Raw genomic sequence first — 4080 nt, forward strand, 5'->3', positions numbered from 1 at the left:
TTCCCCTCAGCTTACGCATATCCCGTCTGGGAATCAAGGGTACTGTACTGACCCTCACATTTCCCTTCTCCAGAAGCTCCACAATCGTTACCGACTTTTTATGATCTGCTTCCGAAAAAGAATACTTAAGCGGCGTCCCACTGTAACGCAAGGTCTCTCTCCCCATTTTCTGAGGTCTGTGGATGTGTCCCAGTGCCACATAGTCAAAATCCTTAAATACTTCCGCACTGACATTGTCAAGACCGCCAACCCATGTTTCTTCTGAGTCGCTTCTGTCTGCTCCGGTCACAAACTGATGTGCCACCAGCACATTTCTCTGTGTCCTGTCAATCTCACACTCCTGCAGAGCAACCATGACACCCTCTTCATAAGTATTAATGTCATCTCTCTGCAAAGCATGGCGTACTGCCGCAGGTTTCAGGAAAGGCAGAAGATATACAGATATTGATCCATACTGATCTTTCAGCACAATCCTTTTCATTTCACCATCATAAACCTGCGAAATATAAATATCACTGCTTTCAAACAGCTTTGCCCCAAAGGAAAGCCTTTCTGCTGAATCATGATTTCCACTGATCATGTACACAGGAATCTCAGCTTTAGCCAGTCCTGTAATAAACTCATCAAACAACTGCACTGCCTCTGCCGACGGCACTGTCTTATCATAAACATCCCCTGCGATTAAAACTCCATCCACTTTCTGTTCCGCAAAGATTTTCATCATCTGATCCAGAATATACCTCTGATCCTCCAGCATGGAAAAATCATGCACCCTTTTTCCAATATGCAGATCCCCAATATGCGCAAACTTCATCCCACATTTCTCCAATCTAAATATCATTCCTGCCTGCTCTGTCTGCCGGCGGCATACTGTCAATTATTTATTTCACTTTCAGAATATTTTTGCTATCCTGATACTCCTCCGGAATTTCTTCTGTAAGAATTTGGGCATCTGTAAACCCGCCGAATGTCACAGAACTTACTTCGCCAAACTTTGACTTATCTGTCAGAATATATACATCTTTGCACTGCTTCATTGCAGTACTCTTGACGATTGCTTCACTGGTATCCGGTGTGGTAAAGCCTTCTCTTCTGGTGATTCCATTTGTTCCGAAGAAACCCTTTGTAAAATGATACATCTGGATCATCTGCATTGCCTGACTGCCTACGACTGCTTCTGTGGAACTCTTCAGTTCTCCTCCGATCAGGTAAACCCGGATTCCCATCTTTGCCAGGGTCTGGGCATGGGATACTGCATTAGTGACAAAGGCAGCTCTTACACCTGCCAGATATTCCAGCATCAGACCAGTGGTGGTTCCTGCGTCCAGATAAACAAAATCATCTGGTGTGATCAGGCTGGCAGCATATTTTGCAATCTTCTTCTTTTCTTCTTTATTTAATTCTGATTTCTGCGCCACAGTCGGTTCATAGGCAGTTACTTTATGATTTAATGCTACTGCACCACCAAAAACCCTGGTTAGCTTTCCTGCTTTGTCCAGTGTGGTAATGTCTCGGCGCACTGTGGATTCTGATGCATCCAGAAGTTCTCTCAGTTCTGTTACTGTAACACTCTTCCTTTCTTCCAAAAGCTTCAGAATAATGTCAAATCTCTGTTCTGTAAGCATGTACTTCTGCCTCCATTATATATTTACTTTGATTATTTACTTCTGATTATTTACTCCGATATCTACGAATTGCTCCGCTGCTTCGCAGCTCCCCCAATTCTGCAAACATTCGGAATCCGCAGATTTACTTCGTAAATCGCTACTTCCTCATGTTTGGCGGGTCCCAAGTTCAAAAGTCTTATCGTGCAAGCACGAACGACTTTCTGACCTTTTGACCCTGATATCTCATTATAACAGAAACAGGAGATGAATGCATCATCTCCTGTCTGTCAGTTTCTTATATTTAATTCTATGAATTACAGGTTCTCCTGCATGAATTTGCTTACTGCTTCATATGCTGCTTCTTCATCAGCGCCTTCGATTGTGAATGTTACTTCATGACCTTTCTTAACGCCAAGTCCCATCAGTGCAAGAAGTTTTCTGCAGTCTACTTTTTTGCCTTCTTTTTCAATAGAGATAGTGGATTCAAAGCCCTTTACCAGTTTTACAAGTTCTCCTGCAGGACGTGCGTGGATTCCTTCATTGTCTGTAACCACATACTTAAATTCTTTCATTTTGATATCCTCCATGTTCTTTATTTAATTATTGCTTTTCTTACTTTTATCTGCTGATCTTCTATTCTGGCAGTGACCAGACAGATATTCCTCGCTACTTATGCTGCTTTCTTCTTTAACAGGCCAAGCAGAACTGCAGAAATTACTGTTCCTACAACCAGTGCGACTAGGTACATAACTGCATTTCCAACTACAGGGAATACGAAGATTCCACCATGCGGTGCCATCAGTGTACAGTCAAATGCCATGGAAATCGCTCCTGCCGCTGCTGATCCAATGATACAGGACGGAAGTACACGAAGCGGGTCAGATGCTGCGAACGGAATCGCACCTTCTGTGATAAATGCAAGACCCATGATAAAATTGGTAGGACCTGCGTCTCTCTCTTCTTTTGTGAACTTATCCTTAAACAGCAGTGTTGCCAGTGCAATCGCACACGGAGGTGTCATGCCGCCGATCATAACTGCTGCCATAATATCATAGTTACCTGCTGCAATTGCAGCTGTTCCGAATACATATGCTGCTTTGTTGAACGGACCACCCATATCAATAGCCATCATTCCACCAAGCACTATGCCAAGTATTACTTTACTAGAACTTCCCATTCCTGTCAAGGCATTATTCAGACCTGTGTTGATGCCTCCCATAATTGGCTCTACGATAAATGTCATCAGGAGTCCCATAATAAGAATTCCAACTACAGGATAGATTAAAACAGGGGCAATCTTTTCCAGTGCTTCCGGAAGTTTATCACATAATTTACGAAGTCCAAGAATAATATATCCTGCTGCAAAGCCTGCAAGCAAAGCTCCAAGAAAACCAGATTTACCGCTGGCTGCCATCATACCACCTACCAGACCAAGTGCAAGTGCCGGTCTGTCACCGATTGCCATCGCAATAAATCCGGCAAGGATCGGAAGCATGAATCCGAATGCTGTATTACCGATTCCTTTAAACAGAGCCGCTACCGGAGTAATGGTACCGAAGTTTGCTCTCTGATCTGCCGGAAGTGCACTTAAATCTACACTTAATCCATCAATCAGAAACGCAATTGCAATCAGGATACCGCCGCCTACAACTAATGGAAGCATATGAGATACGCCATTCATCAGCTGCATATAAATCTTATGTCCTACACTGCCGCCGGATTTATTACCGGCAGAAGATGTCTGGGAACCTGCTGCTGCGTGATAGACCGGTGCATCCCCGTCGATTGCCCTGTCAATGAGCTGGTCTGCCTTACTGATTCCGTCGGATACCTGACATTCGATCACTTTTTTACCATCGAAACGTTCCATGGGAACCTTGGCATCTGCTGCGACAATAATACAGTCTGCATCAGCAATCTCCTGATCTGTCAGCAGATTCTTAGCACCGCCGGATCCACGGGTTTCAATCTTGACAAAACAATTCTTTGCTTTTGCAGCTTTTTCAATTCCTTCTGCTGCCATGTACGTATGTGCAATACCGGTAGGACAGGAATGCTGGCGTGCAGTAGGATCTTTGCCTGTGTTCCTTCTGCTGATCCGGTAATCTGCCAGTCTCTCATCAATATCTTTCTTTGCACCGTCTGCCCTGTCAACAACGTCCATAAACTCATCTACAGAAGATGCGTTGCGAAGAGATTCTGTAAACTCCTCATCCATCAGCATCACAGAGAGCTTACTGAGTACATCCAGGTGAATGTTATCCTCTGTATTCGGCGCTGCGATCAGGAATAATAAGGTTACAGGTTCGTCATCCAGTGCTTCAAACTCTACACCATTTTTGATGACCATTGCCGCAAGCCCCGGCTCTTTGAATTTCATCACATTTACCATGAGGAATGGCAATTCCCTCGCCAATACCTGTTGTGCTCTCTTCTTCTCTTAAATATACCCGTTCACGATAAGCCTCATGAA

Annotated in this window: 3 protein-coding genes and 1 pseudogene; all 4 read right to left on the reverse strand. The window is 44.0% G+C overall.

Translation table 11 applies throughout. The features are described 5' to 3' along the window. On the reverse strand, window positions 1-841 hold an 841-nt coding region (locus AC075J_RS03940), incomplete at its 3' end, for a metallophosphoesterase family protein (protein ID WP_476390037.1). 40 nt (window positions 842-881) lie between these two features. Beyond that, window positions 882-1625, reverse strand: coding sequence for a DeoR/GlpR family DNA-binding transcription regulator (locus AC075J_RS03945; protein WP_118611334.1), 744 nt, complete (start codon window positions 1623-1625; stop codon window positions 882-884). A gap of 296 nt (window positions 1626-1921) precedes the next feature. Continuing rightward, window positions 1922-2179, reverse strand: a complete 258-nt coding sequence (locus tag AC075J_RS03950; protein ID WP_019162036.1) for an HPr family phosphocarrier protein — start codon at window positions 2177-2179, stop codon at window positions 1922-1924. A gap of 98 nt (window positions 2180-2277) precedes the next feature. Further along, a pseudogene (locus AC075J_RS03955) lies at window positions 2278-4080 on the reverse strand (PTS fructose transporter subunit IIABC); the annotation flags it as partial.

The organism is Blautia sp. ZXY-1-C6, assembly GCF_056339875.1.